Origin of the sequence: Glaciecola nitratireducens FR1064 (genome assembly GCF_000226565.1) — a bacterium.
Taxonomy (GTDB): domain Bacteria; phylum Pseudomonadota; class Gammaproteobacteria; order Enterobacterales; family Alteromonadaceae; genus Glaciecola; species Glaciecola nitratireducens.
This window is the reverse complement of the sequence record NC_016041.1, coordinates 1867997-1886670: the sequence shown is the minus strand read 5'-3', so window position 1 is coordinate 1886670 and position 18674 is coordinate 1867997. Positions and strand designations below refer to the sequence as shown.

Here is an 18674-nt window from a genome sequence, read left to right as displayed (position 1 = left end):
ACACCTATCTACGCGAGGAGATCGCTTGCCATTTATTTAACTCCAATTGAGGCGCTGCTGATGACATTACTTGGTGCTTAAAAGCGTCAAACGAATGATATTCAAAGTCGCTTGTACTGTGCAATTCATTGTAAATAAGCCGCAGTTTTCTAATAGAAAAAAATGGAACAATACTCGACGTTAAATAAGAGTCGACGTGCGACATTCTGCTATTATCATCACCGAAAGATGGGTCGGGATCCATTTTTATTACTTCACGCATAGCGATTCCCTAATAAAAAATTGAATGTTAAGCATAGACCGAAAATAGCAAGTTGTTATATAACGAAACATACTAACAACACTATTAGTTCGCGCTAAAAAGTCTTTGAAAGTAGAAAGAATAGACCCTGTCTAGCTCTGCATTGATATCATCAAATTGAGTATTCCGTTCTTAGAGAAAAATAGTATTAGCTTGGTGTTTTGATCAACGAAATATAATAACTAATAGAAACAACAAGCTTTATATTTTATTTTTGAAAAATACATAATAATAAGTTGATGTGAGAAATAATGTTAAGCCATTAATAAATATAATGAAACCAACTCACTTTTGGAAATACTGCACGGACTATGCAGCACCATTCAACGATACAAAAACATGAATATTTTCATATAGTAAACCGCTATAAAACAACTATTAGTCGTTAAATTTATAGAGGGTCAGGTTCAATGTTTGTTTAGTCATGATAAAGTAGCGTATATAGCAATAATAAAAAAAAGTTAACAACGACCAACATGACCGCATCTTTCGACAAAGACAGTTCCGTAAAAAGCGGCTCTGAAAAAAACAGCTCGGTAAGAGAAACCTTTAAAGACATATTAATTGACATGTCTTCTCGTAAAAATAGCAGAAACGATGATGTTCAGTTTTCTGGACCTACCTTGCTCTGGCATGATTATGAAACGTGGGGGGTTGATCCCAAATATGATTTCCCATGTCAGTTTGCTGCCATAAGAACGGATTTAGATTTAAATATTATTGGCAATCCAGTAAGTTACTTCTGCCAAATACCGAACGACTATATTCCCCACCCTATAGCCTGTTTAGTAACAGGTATTACTCCTCAGCAAAGCTTACGTGATGGTTATATTGAAGCTGAGTTTGCGGAAAAAATTGCGCAAATAATGGATAAACCGGACACCTGTGTTGTTGGTTACAACAGCATCAGATTTGATGATGAAGTCACGCGTTTTTTACGTTATAGAAATTTTTATGACCCCTACGAGCGAGAATGGAAAAACGGCAACAGCCGCTGGGATATTATTGATTTGGCTAGGGCCTGCTATGCACTGCGACCAGAAGGAATTGAGTGGCCTATTCATGAAGATGGTAAACCTTCGTTCAAGCTAGAGGAACTTACCGCGGCCAACGGCATTGATCACGAATCGGCCCACGACGCTGTTTCTGATGTAAAAGCAACGATAGCCTTTGCGCAACTCATGAAAGCAAAACAGCCAAAACTGTTCGACTATTATTTTTCATTAAGAAATAAAAACACGGTAATGCAAAATATTGATGTTGCTAATCAGAAGCCATTTTTGCACATTAGCGGAATGCTGCCCGCTACGCAGGGCTGTTGTAGTTGGTTTATGCCAATAGCAATGCACCCTAGTAATAAAAATGCGGTAATTTGCGTTGACCTAGCCTCCGACTTATCCTCAATTGAGTCCATGGATTCAGACGATTTAAAAGCATTGCTCTACACCAAACAAGACGACCTGCCGTTGGGCACTAAAAAGCCAGGTATCAAACTCGTTCACATTAATAAATCGCCATTTGTCGCACCAGCAAAAACACTTACGCCAGAGCATGCCGTTAGACTAAATATCAGTCGCGATGACTGTTTAAAAAATCATGCGTATATAAAAAGAATAATTGATATTACCGATAAATTATCAGCTATTTTTGAAGAGGACGGCAGACAGCATACTGAAACTGATATAGATGCATCATTGTATACTCGCGGTTTTGCGTCTGCTGCCGATAAACATTGGATGACAGAGGTAAAAGCGTGTCCGCCAGAGCAGTTAACAGTGTGGCAAGACAGGGCGCCAAATCTGCAATACGCAGAACAACTAATGCGTTACAGAGCAAGAAACTTTCCACACACACTTGATCAATCAGAGCTGGACAAGTGGCAAGCTCACCGAAAAGCACGATTCACAGCGGACAACAAAAAAACCTGTCTTTCAATTTCAGAATGCCAGGCTCAGGTCGCTGAACTTGCGGAGAAACATGCAGAAGATGGCAAAAAGATGAAGTTATTATCGACCATAACTCTGTACATTGAGCAATTGTAATAGAGTCGAATTACTGCTAAAACAAGTTATTAGCCTAACAGAATTGAATGATGGCAAAAAAGGTGTGTAGAAAAGATATATGAAAGGTCTAACGTTAACTATAAACAAAGCCGCTAAACAATTAATAGCGACAATCGATCCTTTATTGGTTGATGACTTTCTGCAACCTGAAGCGATCGAAGCTTTTATTCACGAGTCCGAATATAAACAATTCTTTATCCTAAACAACGCGATAGCCTCACTTTGCGAACAAAGCAACGCAGCTAAGAAATCAAAGAATTCAGAAGAACTGCACCAAGCTGTAGGTGAAATCAGAGACGCTTCGGTCACTGTTACTGTTTCTAACGACCAAATGTCAGTTGAGATGACCATTGAATCGCCCTATTCTGGTTCAGTGCCGACTTACGAAGAGCTGCTTGCTCTTTTGCGCCAAAAAGGCGTTAACAGAGGTATTAGCAAAAAGCGTATAAAGAACTTGCTGTTTCAGGCTTCAGAAGCCGACAGTGGCATCGAGTTTACTGGCATAGTGGCTATTGGTCTTCCAGCAAAGGACGGTAAACCATCGCGTTTGAAATCACTCTTTCCTAACGCCCTAGACCGGATCCTGCAGCCGCAGGAAGCCGGAAATAATAAAGTCAACATGCGGAACTTAGGTGACATTTTATGCGTTCAAGCAAAAATAGCTGTGGCCAAAAGAGAGCCTCCTGGCAAAGGTCGAGCAGGCTACACAGTCACCGATTCTCCATTGAGTCCAATTGAAGGTCAATGGATACCCATAAAGTTAGGCGCGAATACTAGTATTAGCCCTCAAGATGAAAATATTATTTTAGCTGAAGTCAGCGGTCAGCCTAAGTTTGAAAACGACATTATGAACGTTGACAATACTTTTCAGACGAAAGGTGTCAATGTTGGCACCGGTAATATAAATTATGACGGCGCCGTTATAGTGAACGGTGATGTCACAGAGAGTATGGAGGTTATTGCTAAGGGTGATATAACGATCAACGGTTTTGTGGAATCAGCAACCATTAGAGCGGGAGGTGATATTATTATTACCGAAGGCGCAATGGGAAAAATGAATGAGGAAGATTGTAAACTGCATGCAAAAGGCAGTGTATTTGTTCAACATGGACAAGGCCTCGATATCGTAGCAAACAAGAATTTGAACGTACGCAAGCAGCTTGCATATTCACGAGTAAAATGCGGAGGAATTGTCACTATCGGTGAACCTGATCGCCCCATGGGTAATTTATTCGCTAGCACCATTCAGTGTGGCTCTACACTCTATGCAGGTACAGTTGGCGCTGTATCAGGAAGCTCATTAATCGTTGACTTCAGTGAAAGCGTAAACACGCTTAATGCACGATATGAAGCAGTTTTAACGTCTCTAAAGCAGTTACGGGAAAATAATTTCGATCATCAAATCAAGTTGCGTGAGCTACACGCGAAACATGTTCCAAATGGATTACTCAATCAACTGAATAAAATTGATGCGGTTTTCGAGTCAGAAAAACACCTTTTAAAGTGGCTGGAAACCGTTGAGCAGGATTTGCGGCAAGCGAAGATTGATTTTGAAAAAAATGCAAGAGTGGTTGCCCACAAAGAGCTGTTCCCTGGCGTATCTATAAAAATGAATAAACGTCATTGGCGTTCTGAAAAAGAATATTTAAAATCTGTGGTCAGCCTTGAGGAAGGAAAATGGCAACACACCCCGCTCATCAACTAGACTAGCAGAGCATCGCCCCGAATAAAGCGATGCCCTTTTGCATTTTCTCAATCCATTAGATTAGCAATATTTCCATGTTATAGCATTTCTACAGCGATAGCTGTGGCTTCACCGCCACCAATGCAGAGTGCAGCAACGCCTTTCTTGAGACCTTTTTGATTTAATGCGTGTAGCAGAGTAACCACAATTCTCGCACCTGATGCACCAATTGGATGACCCAAGGCACAAGCTCCGCCTTTAATGTTAACTTTATTGGCATCCAAACCGAGTTTATTGACCCCTAACATAGTAACCATAGCAAAAGCCTCGTTTATCTCGAATAAATCAACGTCGTCTTTTGTCCAACCCGTTTTAGCGAACACTTTCTCGATCGCTCCAACAGGAGCAACGGTGAAGTCTTCGGGCTTTATGGCGTTCGTTGCATGCGCAACAATTTTTGCTAACGGTGTTAAACCCAAAGCAGCGGCTTTAGAAGCAGTCATAACAACTAATGCAGCGGCGCCATCCGAAATGGAGCTAGAATTGGCGGCAGTAACAGTACCGTCCTTTTTAAATGCTGGGCGTAGCGCAGGTATTTTTTCTGGTTTTGCGTTGCCAGGGCCTTCGTCGGTATCAACGATGACCTCACCTTTTCGATCTTTTACGGTTACTGGAGCAATTTCATCAACGAATGTGCCATCTGCAATTGCCTTGTTCGCTTTCGACAACGAACTAACAGCGAATTCATCCATTTGCTCTCGTGTGATATCTTCCGCGTCAGCAGTGTCTTGGGCGAAGCAACCCATTGCTTTACCATCGTACGCATTCTCAAGTCCGTCCAACATCATATGATCTAGCACTTGTCCATGCCCCATGCGATAACCGGCTCTTGCTTTTGGCAGTAAATAAGGTGCGTTACTCATACTTTCCATACCGCCGGCCACAATAACGTCGGCGCTACCTGCACTGATTAAATCATGCGCTAGCATTATGGCTTTCATTCCAGAACCGCATACCTTGTTAATTGTTGTCGCACCGACCGACAAAGGTAAACCCGCGCCTAGCGTTGCTTGACGTGCTGGTGCTTGCCCCAAACCTGCGGGCAGAACGCAGCCCATAATAACTTCATCAATTTCAGTGGGAGCAATTCCGCTTATTGCAGCGGTAATGGCAGTTGCCCCTAACTGAGTCGATGGGACTGCTGATAAGGCGCCCATAAAACCACCCATTGGTGTTCGCTTTGCTGCAACTATTACAATTGATTCACTCATTATATTTTTCCTGTTGTTAATAAAATATCCCACACCATAACACTAGTCCGTAAGGCTAGATTAAGAGACTAACCTTGCTAGTAGCAAACGTTGTGATTGAATTTTGTTGATCTACGCTAAACTTTGCTTTACCTTTACGTTAACTCAGCTTTACGTTAACGTAAAGGTTAAGAACGCAAAAAGGTGACAAAGTGTCTCAAGAACAGCAATATTCAATTGGTGAACTATCCAAGTTATTTGATATTACTGCACGCTCTATTCGTTTTTACGAAGAGCAAGGTTTGTTGGTTCCTGAACGTCAAGGACAGAGTCGAATATATCACTTAAAGGATAAAGTTCGCCTTAAGTTAATTCTAAGAGGTAAACGTTTAGGCTTTTCACTAGCCGAAATAAAAACACTTTTTGATTTATATGATACTAACTTAAACAGTGCCGTTCAGCTTGAGACTATGTTGGCATTAACTGAACAAAAACGAGCTGTTTTGAATCAACAACTAAGTGATATTCAAATGCTCATGAATGAATTGGACGACGTGGAAGCACGTTGTAAAGACGAACTAATTGAATTGCAAAGAGGTAATAACCTATGAACGCACCCTACCCAACTCTAAACTTCGGTCTCGGTGAAGACATCGATATGCTGCGAGATCACGTTTATAATTTCGCCCAAAGCGAAATTGCTCCATTGGCTCAAAAGGCTGATGAAGACAACATGTTCCCAAACCAACTGTGGACTAAATTTGGTGATATGGGCTTGTTAGGAGTTACCGTAAGCGAAGAGTTTGGCGGTTCAAACATGGGCTATCTTGCGCACACTGTTGCGATGGAAGAAATTTCAAGAGCATCTGCGGGCGTTGGCTTGAGCTACGGAGCACACTCTAATCTATGCGTGAATCAGTTAGCTAAAAACGGTACTCAAGCCCAAAAAGAAAAATACCTACCTAAATTGGTATCCGGTGAACACATTGGCGCATTAGCCATGAGTGAACCGAATGCCGGTTCAGATGTTGTCAGCATGAAATTAAAGGCTGAAAAAGTGGGCGATAAGTTTGTATTAAATGGCAACAAAATGTGGATTACGAATGGGCCTGACGCTCACGTTTTTATCATTTATGCTAAAACAGACGTAACAGCTGGTGCACGTGGCATTACCGCGTTTATCGTAGAAAAAGGCACTCCTGGGTTTACCCAAGCGCAAAAGTTAGACAAGCTTGGTATGCGTTCATCCAATACCTGTGAGTTAGTTTTTCAAGACTGCGAAGTACCAGCCGAGAACATAGTTGGTGAGCTTGGTGGCGGTGTTAAAGTTCTAATGAGTGGCTTGGACTATGAGCGTTTAGTTTTATCAGGCGGTCCATTGGGCATCATGCAGGCGTGCATGGATGTTGTCGTTCCGTATATTCATGATCGTAAGCAATTTGGCCAATCTATTGGTGAGTTCCAATTGGTGCAAGGTAAAGTGGCAGATATGTATACTCAGATGAATGCAGCAAGAGCTTACGTTTATGCTGTAGCACGCTCATGTGATCGCGGCGAAACAACACGCAAAGATGCTGCTGGCGCTATATTGTATAGCGCTGAGTTAGCAACTAAAATGGCGTTAGACGCTATTCAGCTTTTAGGTGGTAATGGTTACATCAATGAATACCCAACCGGACGCCTGTTAAGAGATGCAAAACTTTACGAAATTGGTGCAGGCACCAGTGAAATACGACGCATGTTAATTGGTAGAGAGTTATTTAAAGAATCTACCTAATGCAAGATGACTGTTCACTTAGCATTACCAAGACGTTTACCTTCATGAAGGTAGCTGACAAACGCTACGTGTGAAATCAAAACGAAAAACAGTTAATGTCGCCTATTTGCAGGCGACATTTGTATGTTATTTTGTTTAGTGTCATAAAATTTAATTTGCCTTAAAATGCCATTATACGAGGTGCATCAGTGCCCAAAATTACTTCAAAAATAAATACCAATAGCCAAGAGTTTTCGGACAATGCTGCGCACATGCAAGCGCAAGTTGATGACCTAAACCGTCTTGTTAGCCAACTTGCCCAAGGTGGCGGTGAAAAAGCCTGTAAACGTCACACCGACCGAGGCAAGCTTTTACCGAGAGAACGCATCAATGCATTAATCGACAAAAACAGTGCATTCCTTGAAATCTCTCAGTTAGCTGCTTGGGAGGTTTATGACGATTACGTTCCTTGTGCTGGCGTAATCGCTGGTATCGGCAGAGTTTCAGGCATTGAATGTATTATTGTCGCTAATGACGCAACAGTGAAAGGCGGCACGTACTACCCGCTTACTGTGAAAAAGCATTTACGGGCACAAACAATTGCTGAACAAAACAACCTTCCCTGCATTTACTTAGTCGATTCTGGCGGCGCAAACTTGCCCCGTCAAGATGACGTCTTTCCTGATCGCGAGCATTTTGGTCGAATTTTCTTTAATCAGGCTAACTTGTCTGCGCAAAATATTCCTCAGATAGCGGTAGTAATGGGCTCCTGTACCGCGGGCGGCGCGTATGTTCCAGCAATGGCTGATGAATCGATTATCGTGCGTGAGCAAGGAACAATATTTTTGGGTGGACCTCCGCTGGTGCAGGCTGCGACCGGTGAAGTTGTCACGGCTGAAGAGCTCGGCGGTGGTGATGTGCATTGTCGCACGTCGGGAGTGGTAGATCATCTAGCTAATAATGACCGTCATGCGCTTCAAATCGCTCGAGATGCAGTGGCTCGTCTAAATCGCAGTCGTCCAGTCATAGCGGATAAAAAACCGGCGGTTGCTCCGTTGTATGAGACTCGGGAAATATATGGTGTAATCCCGAAAGACAGCAAAAAATCCTACGATGTGAGAGAGGTAATAGCTCGCGTTGTAGACGGCTCGGAATTTCATGAGTTTAAGGCGCTATATGGTACTACCCTTATTTGCGGTTTCGCTCGTATCGAAGGATTTAATGTCGGTATTGTGGCAAACAACGGTATTTTATTTTCAGAATCGGCACAAAAAGGCGCTCACTTCATAGAGCTATGCTCACAACGTAAAATACCGCTGGTATTTTTACAAAACATTACCGGTTTCATGGTTGGCAAACAATACGAATCCGGCGGTATCGCAAAGCACGGTGCAAAAATGGTGACCGCAGTAGCTTGTGCAAAAGTACCCAAATTCACTGTCCTGATTGGCGGCAGCTTCGGCGCCGGCAACTACGGCATGTGCGGTCGTGCATACGACCCACGCTTCCTGTTCATGTGGCCAAATGCTCGCATATCGGTGATGGGTGGAGAGCAAGCTGCAGGCGTATTGGCTCAAGTGAAAAAAGATCAAGCAACCAGAGCCGGTGAAGAATGGACGAACGAACAGGATCAGGCAGTCAAGAAGCCGGTTATTGATACTTATGAAAAACAGGGACATCCCTACTATGCTTCAGCGCGTTTGTGGGACGATGGTGTCATTGACCCTGCTGACACTAGAAGAGTTCTTGGCTTAGCTATTTCCGCTTCTTTAAATAAAGAAATAGAAGAAACGAAATTCGGTGTATTCAGAATGTAGCTCAGCTACATAAACTCGTGACAAACGCTGAACAACACAGACAGCGATTTGTGCACAGTCAAAATAACTGAAGCTGAATAACCGATGGAGATAAAAATGACAGAACAAGACGCAATTACAATAGACATTGACAATCGAGGCGTTGCTACAGTAACTCTTAATCGTCCACATATTCACAATGCCTTCGATGACACGATTATTGTCGAACTGATCAATGCATTCGAATCTATCCATCAGAATAATGATGTGAGAGTGATGGTTCTCGCTGCAACAGGCAAATCATTTTGTGCTGGTGCTGATTTAAACTGGATGAAAAAAATGGCCAGTTATTCCTATGCTGAAAATCGTCAAGATGCGGAGCAGCTAGCAAAGCTTTTTAGCACGCTATACAACCTCAACAAACCAACCATCGCGCGTGTACAAGGCGCTGTATACGGAGGAGGCGTAGGATTAGTCGCTTGTTGTGATATTGCGATTGGCAGCAAATTAAGCAAATTTTGTTTGAGTGAAGTAAAACTCGGTCTCGTACCCGCGACAATCAGCCCTTATGTTATTGAGGCGATAGGACCAAGATTGTCAAAACGCTACTTTATGACAGCAGAAGTGATGTCTGCGCTCAGAGCGCGACGCATTGGTTTGTTAAGCGAAGTAGTGAGTGAAGAAGAACTCGAGTCAAGTGTCGAGAATGTTATTTTACCCCTTCTCAACAACGGGCCATCGTCTGTTGCTATCGCCAAACAGTTAGTCAACAAAATTAGCTATTGTGCAATTGATGAGAAACTGATTGATGAAACGAGTGATTTAATCGCTAGCGTTCGTGTCTCAGACGAAGGACAAGAAGGCTTAACTGCGTTTTTAGAAAAACGTACACCGAATTGGAAAAACGTATGATCAAGAAAATACTGATTGCTAACCGCGGCGAAATCGCCTGCCGAGTCATAAAAACGGCAAAGAAAATGGGCATATCTACGGTTGCAGTATACTCCGAAGCTGATGCTAATGCGCTCCATGTAAAACACGCAGACGAAGCGGTGTGCATAGGTCCGGCGCCATCAAAAGACAGCTACTTGCGCGGCGACCTAATTTTACAAAAAGCCAAAGCATTGAACGTTGACGCCATCCATCCAGGTTACGGCTTTTTGTCTGAAAATGCGCAATTTGCCAAAGCATGTGCTGACCAAGGTATTATCTTTATTGGCCCTACTATAGAAGCCATTGAGGCGATGGGCTCAAAGTCAGCAGCAAAACAAATTATGCAAGAAGCGGGCGTACCACTTGTCCCTGGCTACCACGGCGACGACCAAAACCCCACTTTAATTAAGCAAAGTGCGAATGATATGGGCTATCCCGTTTTGTTAAAAGCGACCGCTGGCGGCGGTGGTAAAGGTATGCGCCAAGTTTGGTCAGAACAAGAATTTGATGACGCATTAGCAGCGGCAAAGCGCGAGGCGATGTCGAGTTTCAGCGACGACAAAATGCTGGTTGAGAAGTACTTGACCGAACCTCGCCATGTTGAAATACAAGTCTTCTGTGACAACCATAAAAACGGTGTTTATTTGTTCGAGCGTGACTGTTCAATACAACGTCGCCATCAAAAAGTGATTGAAGAAGCCCCTGCTCCCAACATGTCTGAAGCTCTCCGAGCTCAAATGGGTGAAGCAGCATTAACCGCAGCCTTCGCTATCAATTATTCTGGCGCTGGTACGGTTGAGTTTCTGCTCGACACCGACGGTAGTTTTTATTTTATGGAGATGAATACACGCCTGCAGGTTGAACATCCGGTAACTGAAATGATTACTGGGGAAGATTTAGTTGAATGGCAAATTCGTGTTGCTAACAATGAGCTGTTACCAAAAGAACAATCCGAACTAAGCATCAAGGGCCATTCATTTGAAGCTCGTATTTATGCTGAAGACCCGAATAATGACTTTTTACCGGCAACAGGCACATTGCATCTTCTCAAAACACCCGAAACAAACGCCAACGTAAGAGTAGACACCGGTGTTGAACAAGGTGATGAGGTTTCTATCTATTACGATCCGATGATAGCAAAATTGGTTGTTTGGGATGAAAATCGTGAGAAGGCACTATCAAGATTAGAAAGCTGTCTGCAGCATTACGCCATTGGTGGCGTTACAACAAACATTGATTACCTTCGCAGAATTGCAGGGTCAACGCCTTTCAAACAGGCCCAATTAACCACCGATTTTATTGAGCGTCATAACGAAAGTATTAGCACTCAAACCAGTGTTGACGTCGACACCTATCTACCGGCTATTGTTTTGGGTTACCTATTGTCTGAACATAATCAACTGGAGGGAGAGCCAGAAGATTCGCCATGGAATATACACGATAGCTATCGCAGCAATTTAGCCCATCCTGAGCTTATTGAGCTGCTGGTTAATGACAAGCTTTATAGCGTTAGTGCCACAATGAACATAGCATCAGTAGAAAGCCCTAAACAATGGACTTTACATATTAATCAAGTCGAGATGACTGTTTCAGGCAGCATCACTGACGACACACTTACCTGTTCATTAAATGGTGTAAAAACAGCCTCTCCTATCATGTTTAATGACGCCACCATTAGTTTATTTACCTCACAAGGTATGCTGACGGCGCAAATTCAAGGCCCTGATTTGGGTGAGGTTGGCGAAGATGATCATGCTAATGCGGTTGTCGCTCCAATGAATGGCACCGTGGTTGCGTTACTAGTGAAAGCCGGCGACAAGGTTACCAAAGGGCAACAGCTCATCATTGTTGAAGCGATGAAAATGGAGCACAGTATTAAAGCCCCCTATGATGGCACCGTTGCAGAATGCTTTTTTAACACTGGAGATCTGGTCAGCGGCGGAGTTGCTTTAATCGACATCACTAAAAGTGACACAGAGTAGCGCTTGAGCCAGTTGAGCAAAATAAAGGTGATAACAAATGTTTAATCTACTACCTAAAACGGTCGAAATCGTAGAAGTTGGTCCTCGTGATGGACTTCAAAATGAAAAAACAAGCTTAACGGCGCAAGACAAAATTGATTTTATCAATCAACTTTCTCTTGTTGGTGCTAAACGCATCGAGGCGGGTAGCTTTGTGTCGCCGAAATGGGTGCCGCAAATGGCCTCTTCCGATGAAGTCATAAGGACGATTAAGCGCGCTGAAGGGACACGCTACAGTGCACTCACGCCAAATATGAAAGGCTTTGACATGGCTATGGAGGCTAACACACAGGAAGTCGCGGTTTTCGGCGCTGCCTCTGAAAGCTTTTCACAAAAAAACATTAACTGTAGTATTCAAGAAAGTCTTAAACGTTTTGCTCCCCTCGTAGAGAAAGCAAAACAACGCGGCATTCCCGTTCGAGGCTATGTATCTTGCGTATTAGGTTGCCCATATGAAGGTGATGTAAAGGTTGACGATGTGGTCGCTGTCAGCAAAGCACTATTAGAAATGGGATGCTACGAGATTTCTCTCGGTGATACCATTGGCGTTGGCACACCATTAAAAACCAAAGCTCTTATTGAAGCATGCTTGCAAGTTATTCCGAGCAATCAATTAGCGGTACATTTTCACGACACTTATGGACAAGCACTGGCCAACATTCTAACCGCTCTGCAACTGGGCATACGCGTAATTGATAGTTCAGTTGCGGGTCTTGGTGGCTGTCCTTACGCCAAAGGAGCATCAGGTAATGTTGCATCTGAAGATGTTGTTTATATGCTGCATAATATGGGTATTGAAACCGGTATTAACCTCGCTGAACTCATCGAGGTTGGTAATTCAATATCGCTTAAGCTTAACCGAAAGAACGGTTCAAAAGTGGGCGTTGCTGCTGGGTAAGTAAATCGCCTTGTTTTATTTGTACCTTTGAGCGTACTTACAGAATTTTGGCAAAATAAATATTGAGAGTGTAGTTTCTACATTCTCTTTTTTGTCTCATTTTTCGCTATCATTTTTCATTCTTCATTCCCAAACTAAGCAGCAGGCCTGCAATAATTCCTAATGCGATGACAGAAAACAAAATGGTATTACCAGCAAACGTTAAGGCAGAATAAAGGCCACCTAAGGTCAAAATGACAATGCCAATAGCCGTGTTTGCCTTACCAATAAAATCAGTTCGGTCGGCGCCCTCTTTGATATCCAGTGCATAAACTTTTCGACCAGAGCGAGCTCCTTCATGTCCCACACTTATTAAAAAGTACCCTGCTACAAACCAAAATGAGTGAACCGATTGTGTTAATCCAAAGTGAATAATAAAGACTGTAACACAGCATATAAAGACAACGATGATAGCCCCTAGCTGCATGGTTAATTTAGCATTACGGTCTGAAAGTGCTCCCCAGATATAAGAAGATAAAATAGTCGCAGATGCTTGCGCGACAATGAAGCTAGATAGGGTAACTAATCCACTTCCGGTTGATAAACCGCTCGCCCAAGCAATATAAAAAGGCGCAACAAGTGCTGTGTGTACAAAGCACGAGCGCACTAAAATAAAGCGACCGAGTTCACCTGAAAAAGTATTTATATAGGACTTTGCTTTAGCTAACGTTAGGCTCTTTTTAATCGCATCATCTTGCTCGCTACTCTTCACCTCTACGGTAGTTTTGAGGCTTTTCAAAGTAATCACACTAAGTAACATAGCGACAAAACATGATATCGCAATGATCATAATGACCTGTTCATTCAATTTGCCAGACCACATCATATAGGAAGCAAACAATAACGAGAGTATGCCTGCCGACGTCGAAGCGATGCCGACCACATTACCGCGCTGCCCTTTTTTTAAGTGCTCTCCTTGAATGTCCTTCATTGTCAACGACGTCATTGCTCTAGCAAGGCTCAAGCCCATTAGAGCTAAAAGCACAACAGCACCGCTGAGCAAGCCATAACTTTCAGCATTTTGATTCATGATAATTGGCAACACAACTAGCGGTACCAATATCATAATCGCAATAAACGATGTTTGAATTAGCATACTGGCTACCCACGGCGCTCTGCGATCGCTTTTACTAGTCAGCCAAGCACTCATCATCGCCTGCGGTAGTAACGACCCCGACTCTCGAAGCGGTACTAAAAAACCAAGCATCCAAGAAGGCGCACCAAGTGTATTGAGTAATGTTGGTAAAGTTGTTTTCGCTGATATTAAAATATCAGTTAACTTGCTCAATACAAGTGTGCTTACAATTCGCCATTTAACTGTTTTATTGCTCACGAAACCTCTCTTCTTCAGGTTAATTTATACTCTGGTTGTACATTTTTAGTTTATCGTTTTATTTGTTTCATAAACACTATGTAAATCATCTCTTTTTCCTGTTGCATCATGGCTGCACATTTAGCGTTTAAACAATCTATCTGTTATTCTACCGCCATTCGTAAATATCATTAAAAAAAGGTGTGTCACGTCCATGTTTGTAGACCAATATTTTGTCTACCTTGAAAATACCAATCTTCAAAAGTCGGTCATCTCGGTTTGCCTCATTATCTTAGTCGGTGTCGTTAAATCAATATTGAAGCGTGTTTTAGTCGACCGCGGTAAAAAACTGAATAAGAACTATCGCTCGCAAGTAAATACCTTAAATAACTCTCTAAATATAAGCCTCGTATTTTTTATTCTGGTGCTCTGGTCTAGTGAAATTCAGCAGTTTGCCCTATCGATTGCAGCATTTATGTTTGCCATCGTATTCGCGACCAAAGAATTTATTCAATGCTTTATCGGGTATTTTTATTACCTTAGTGCAAGACCATTTCGAATTGGAGATTGGATACAGGTGCAAGACGGGGTCGGCGAAGTAATTGTGGCTGACTGGACCAAAGTAACCATGCTGGAAGTTGACCTGCATTCCAACAGTTATACAGGAAAGCATCTTTTTATTCCTAATAATCAGCTACTACTTAAAACGGTTAAAAACCTTAACTTTTTAAGACGCTACAGTATGAATCAGTTCACAATAACATGTGAGCCGCTTATTGACGTTATCCCTATTATCGAAAAGCTTTCAGTCAGCGCGCAAAAATACTGTGAAGACTTTGCCGATGTTGCAGAGCGTTATAAGAATGTTATTGAAAAAAGAATGGACATAGATTTCATTAACGTTGAACCCAACTTTCATATTCATACTAACCAATATGCGAAGGTTTGTATTACGGTTGACCTTTTCTGTCCCGTAGAACAGAACTTAAAAATTCAACAAGCAATCACTAAAGAGTTTTTTTACTTGTGGCATCAGAATCTGAAAGAACAAGAAAAAATGTCGCGCAGTGAAGATATAAAAGCACTATCTGTTGAATAAGTAGTGATGATTTCTATACAAATTATCTAAAAAGAGTATATTTAATGGAGTCAGTGAATTTGTTAATTTTGTAAAGCAAATACGCTCTCTTATGAATTTTTTGTAAAGGAATGCCTCAATGCCTAAAACGAACGATAACGTCCGCTATATTAGTAACCTAACAAAAGACACCTACGCATTAGTATTAGCCGGTGGTAGAGGGTCCAGATTGTTTGAGCTTACCAACTGGCGTGCGAAGCCTGCGCTCTATTTTGGTGGTAAATTTCGTATTATCGACTTTCCTCTCTCCAATTGTGTTAATTCCGGGATACGAAACATTGGTGTTCTAACCCAATATAAGTCACATTCTTTGATTAGGCATTTAGTGCGCGGTTGGGGCCATTTCAAAAAGGAATTGGGAGAGTCAGTCGAAATTTTACCCGCGTCTCAGCGCTTCTCAGAAGAGTGGTATCAGGGCACAGCCGATGCTGTTTATCAAAACATCGATATTATAAGAGACGAATTACCCAAATACGTCATGGTTCTTTCTGGCGACCATATTTATCGTCAAGACTATGGACATATATTAGCGCAGCATGTCGAATCCGGTGCCAAGATGACCGTGAGCACCATTGCCGTTCCTATCGAACAAGCTCGGAATGCGTTTGGTGTTATATCGGTAGACGAAAATAATAAAATAATCGAATTTGCTGAAAAACCATCAGAGCCCACACCCCTAGCAGGATCGCCTGGCTATTGCCTAGCGTCTATGGGCAACTATGTTTTTGATACCGCATTTTTATTCGAGCAGCTAGAGCGTGATTCTCAAACCAAGGGCTCAGAACGAGACTTCGGCAAGGACATTATCCCGGCCATTATCGATAATCATGACGTTTATGCCTTTGAGTTTTCTAAAAGCAGCAAAAATGATTCGTATTGGCGCGATGTTGGCACACTTGATTCATACTGGGAGGCCAACATGGAACTCGTTGCTCCGGTTCCTGCACTAAACTTGTATGACAAACAATGGCCTGTTTGGACTTACCAAGAGCAACTTCCCCCGGCTAAATTTGTCATGGAGAGTGCTGATAACCGCGGAGACGCTTTAAACTCAGTTGTTTCTGGCGGTTGTATTATTTCTGGCGCTACGTTAATCGAAAGCATCTGCTTTAGTAATGTAAGAGTGAGTTCTGGTAGCAAAGTTGAACAAACCGTAATACTGCCAGAGGTGACGATTGGTGCTAATTGTAAGATCAAGAAAGCCATTATTGACCGAGGTTGTCATATTCCGGAAGGAACTACGATCGGACATAACCATGACGATGATCGAGCTAGAGGATTTAGAGTGTCTGAGAACGGTGTTGTGCTAGTGACTAAAATGGCATTAGATGCCTTATAAGTTTCGCTGTCTTGTTTAGAAAAATGGGGGCGAAAGCCCCCTTTTGATAAACGGTCTTTGACTATTTTTAATTTATTATTTCAAAGGACCTGGCCCCTTGGTTCTTATTTCTGAGTGCGACCTTTAAATATCTTCTTTATTCAATCGGCAATAAACTGAGTAATTAATGAATTTAGTCGAGAGGCAACCTCAATGGGTCTTTCAAGTGGAAACATGTGTCCGCCAAAATCAAAAGCTTCATGAGTGATATTAGCGTTTCCCTTAATAAAGGGATTTCGAAGCTTTTCGACGCAAACTTCAGTATATTTTCCCGTTAACAAGTAACTTGGCGTGTTTAACTTACCGTATTGCTTATGCAAATTCGCAGGAATTGTTCTGAATATATCGGCCTCGACTTGGACATCAAAATGTAGCACTCTCTGCCCCTGATGCTCATGTGTGACCGCCGAAACGTAATCCGCGATACATTCGATATCCATATTTTTAAACAGTGCACGCTGACCAAAATATTGCACTAAATCTGTTTTATGATGCCATTTTGTATTTCTAATTTTGGTTTTACCCGCTGGCGTAATTTTGTCAATTAACTTCCCTTTCTTTGCAAATCTAAAAACCCAGCTCGCCAGGCCTGTTATCAGTGGTGGGTCGAGCATTATCAACCCAGAAAATAAGGCTGGCTTTTTACAACAAGCTAAAAAAGAAATCACTGCACCGAACGAATGCCCAACCAAAACAATAGGTAGATCAGGATTTATTTCAGCTTGTTTCATTTCGACAAAATGAATTAATTCATCAACTTGATTTTCCCAATTATTGTTGAGCGGAAATTCGGGGTTATGCGCAAATTTATCTAATGCTATTAGCTCAATATTATCATTCAAATGAGCGAAGAGTTTTGCATAACTTTGAGCCGGGAAACCGTTCGCGTGCGCAAAATGCACGATAACTTGTTTCTCGCTTTTCAACTTAGGGACTTCATTCGCTTGCATTCTCTTTCCTGTTTTTTGCGATCCATTCTTTAGGAGCGTCTCCGAACCACATTTTAAAAGCTCTTCTAAAATTGGCACAATCTGAGTAATTTAAAATATCTGCCACTTCAGTCACTGACTTTCCTTGTTGGAGAAGTGCAGTGGCTCTTTGCGCTTTTACTTTTTTCAGTAATATTTTGAAACTTGTACCTTCCCTCTCCAATTCGCGGTGCAGGGAGCGTTTGCTAGTGTGAAGCTCTTCTGCAATATTATCCAGCGTCAGATTGATCCCATCTTCTTCTCTTAACAGTTTCAAAACGTGATCAACAGCATTGAGATCATGCTGCAAATATGAATCCAGATCCTTTTGGCAGTTCAGCACAGCACGTTGAAAGCTAAACTCATCTGCAAATGCCAGCGGTTTATCAATAAATCTTTTTGAAAAGTATAATGAGCATTCTGACTTATCGAATATGAGTTCATCAACTTTTAGATAATCATACTTTTTGTAGTATCTAGGCTTCGAATAATCAAACTTAACCAAATCAATTAGCAATTGGCTGCTATCTTGAAACTTAATCGCGTGAAGCATATTAACGATAGCTATCATAACCGCTTCGATAACGGCCCTATGCAGACTTCCTTGCCAATGCTCATCGGCTAATGTTATGACCACTTGCGATCCCTCTATCCTATAGCTTAGCTTTACAAATGGCACTCTGATAGGAAGAAAAGTAACGTGAAAATCGAGGACTTGATGCAGCGTGGCGCTATTTAAAATAGCCAGCCCAAAGTCACCGTGATGCGCAATTTCAAGCCTTTTCCCAACCAACAGCCCGAGGTCTTCGAATCTGCGACTTTCTATCACTGTCTTCATCAAGCCATCAAACTGTTGCACACTGACTCTTGCATCAGCCTCTAACAATTTTGCCAAATCTAAATGTTGCGATGCGAGCCACTTATCAATGCCAATGCCCGCCTGTTTGAGCACACTGATAACGTGACCAAAATAATAGGTAGGTAAGCTAATGCTGTCTGTCATTGAGTTTCACTATCCGCTTCGCTGGTGATGTTTTCCACATCAATATAGTTGAGCATGCAACAACAAACTACGCTAAAAGTAAAACATTGGCAATAAATGACTGATTGATGGCACAAATTGCTACTATGCATTGC

General features: G+C 42.1%; 15 protein-coding genes. 10 read left to right on the top strand and 5 right to left on the bottom strand.

Annotation, left to right across the window (positions count from 1 at the left end):
• Positions 1 to 4: 4 nt before the first annotated feature.
• Entirely contained in the window at positions 5 to 262 is a 258-nt protein-coding gene (locus GNIT_RS08100; protein WP_014108694.1) for a hypothetical protein, read from the bottom strand.
• A gap of 515 nt (positions 263 to 777) precedes the next feature.
• Between GNIT_RS08100 and sbcB the strand changes: the two genes are divergently transcribed.
• A complete protein-coding gene (gene sbcB, locus GNIT_RS08095) occupies positions 778 to 2343 on the top strand; it encodes an exodeoxyribonuclease I (protein WP_014108693.1) in 1566 nt (521 codons plus the stop codon).
• Positions 2344 to 2422: 79 nt separating this feature from the next.
• Positions 2423 to 4069 (top strand): DUF342 domain-containing protein, encoded by a 1647-nt coding sequence (locus tag GNIT_RS08090; RefSeq protein WP_014108692.1) that lies wholly within the window; start codon positions 2423 to 2425, stop codon positions 4067 to 4069.
• A gap of 77 nt (positions 4070 to 4146) precedes the next feature.
• On the opposite strand, the gene GNIT_RS08085 is transcribed toward GNIT_RS08090, so the two are convergent.
• Positions 4147 to 5319 carry a thiolase family protein gene (locus tag GNIT_RS08085; RefSeq protein WP_014108691.1) on the bottom strand — a complete coding sequence of 391 codons (1173 nt, stop codon included), beginning with the start codon at positions 5317 to 5319 and terminating at the stop codon, positions 4147 to 4149.
• A gap of 191 nt (positions 5320 to 5510) precedes the next feature.
• Between GNIT_RS08085 and GNIT_RS08080 the strand changes: the two genes are divergently transcribed.
• From GNIT_RS08080 to GNIT_RS08055, 6 genes are all read left to right on the top strand, one after another.
• A complete protein-coding gene (locus GNIT_RS08080) occupies positions 5511 to 5909 on the top strand; it encodes a MerR family transcriptional regulator (RefSeq protein ID WP_014108690.1) in 399 nt (132 codons plus the stop codon).
• Positions 5906 to 7075, top strand: a complete 1170-nt coding sequence (locus GNIT_RS08075; protein ID WP_014108689.1) for an isovaleryl-CoA dehydrogenase — start codon at positions 5906 to 5908, stop codon at positions 7073 to 7075. Before GNIT_RS08080 ends, GNIT_RS08075 begins: the two co-directional genes overlap by 4 nt.
• 188 nt (positions 7076 to 7263) lie before the next feature.
• Positions 7264 to 8871 carry a carboxyl transferase domain-containing protein gene (locus GNIT_RS08070; protein WP_014108688.1) on the top strand — a complete coding sequence of 536 codons (1608 nt, stop codon included), beginning with the start codon at positions 7264 to 7266 and terminating at the stop codon, positions 8869 to 8871.
• Positions 8872 to 8967: 96 nt separating this feature from the next.
• Positions 8968 to 9762 (top strand): enoyl-CoA hydratase/isomerase family protein, encoded by a 795-nt coding sequence (locus GNIT_RS08065; protein WP_014108687.1) that lies wholly within the window; start codon positions 8968 to 8970, stop codon positions 9760 to 9762.
• Positions 9759 to 11765 carry an acetyl/propionyl/methylcrotonyl-CoA carboxylase subunit alpha gene (locus tag GNIT_RS08060; protein ID WP_014108686.1) on the top strand — a complete coding sequence of 669 codons (2007 nt, stop codon included), beginning with the start codon at positions 9759 to 9761 and terminating at the stop codon, positions 11763 to 11765. Before GNIT_RS08065 ends, GNIT_RS08060 begins: the two co-directional genes overlap by 4 nt.
• Before the next feature lie 37 nt (positions 11766 to 11802).
• Positions 11803 to 12702, top strand: coding sequence for a hydroxymethylglutaryl-CoA lyase (locus GNIT_RS08055; protein ID WP_014108685.1), 900 nt, complete (start codon positions 11803 to 11805; stop codon positions 12700 to 12702).
• 109 nt (positions 12703 to 12811) lie between these two features.
• On the opposite strand, the gene GNIT_RS08050 is transcribed toward GNIT_RS08055, so the two are convergent.
• Positions 12812 to 14074: a hypothetical protein gene (locus tag GNIT_RS08050; protein ID WP_014108684.1), complete on the bottom strand. Its 1263-nt coding sequence runs from the start codon at positions 14072 to 14074 to the stop codon at positions 12812 to 12814.
• Positions 14075 to 14267: 193 nt separating this feature from the next.
• On the opposite strand from GNIT_RS08050, the gene GNIT_RS08045 reads away from it, so the two are divergent.
• Both GNIT_RS08045 and glgC read left to right on the top strand, forming a co-directional pair.
• Complete coding sequence (locus GNIT_RS08045; RefSeq protein ID WP_014108683.1) at positions 14268 to 15152, top strand: mechanosensitive ion channel family protein; 885 nt, start codon at positions 14268 to 14270, stop codon at positions 15150 to 15152.
• Between the two features lie 118 nt (positions 15153 to 15270).
• The gene (gene glgC, locus GNIT_RS08040; protein ID WP_014108682.1) at positions 15271 to 16530 is read left to right on the top strand and encodes a glucose-1-phosphate adenylyltransferase; all 1260 of its coding nucleotides are present in this window, start codon (positions 15271 to 15273) and stop codon (positions 16528 to 16530) included.
• 140 nt (positions 16531 to 16670) lie between these two features.
• Here the strand turns inward: glgC and GNIT_RS08035 are convergent, their stop codons facing one another.
• Together GNIT_RS08035 and GNIT_RS08030 are read right to left on the bottom strand one after the other, a co-directional pair.
• A complete protein-coding gene (locus GNIT_RS08035; protein WP_014108681.1) occupies positions 16671 to 17519 on the bottom strand; it encodes an alpha/beta fold hydrolase in 849 nt (282 codons plus the stop codon).
• Positions 17506 to 18540 carry an AraC family transcriptional regulator gene (locus tag GNIT_RS08030; protein WP_014108680.1) on the bottom strand — a complete coding sequence of 345 codons (1035 nt, stop codon included), beginning with the start codon at positions 18538 to 18540 and terminating at the stop codon, positions 17506 to 17508. Before GNIT_RS08030 ends, GNIT_RS08035 begins: the two co-directional genes overlap by 14 nt.
• Positions 18541 to 18674: the final 134 nt, after the last annotated feature.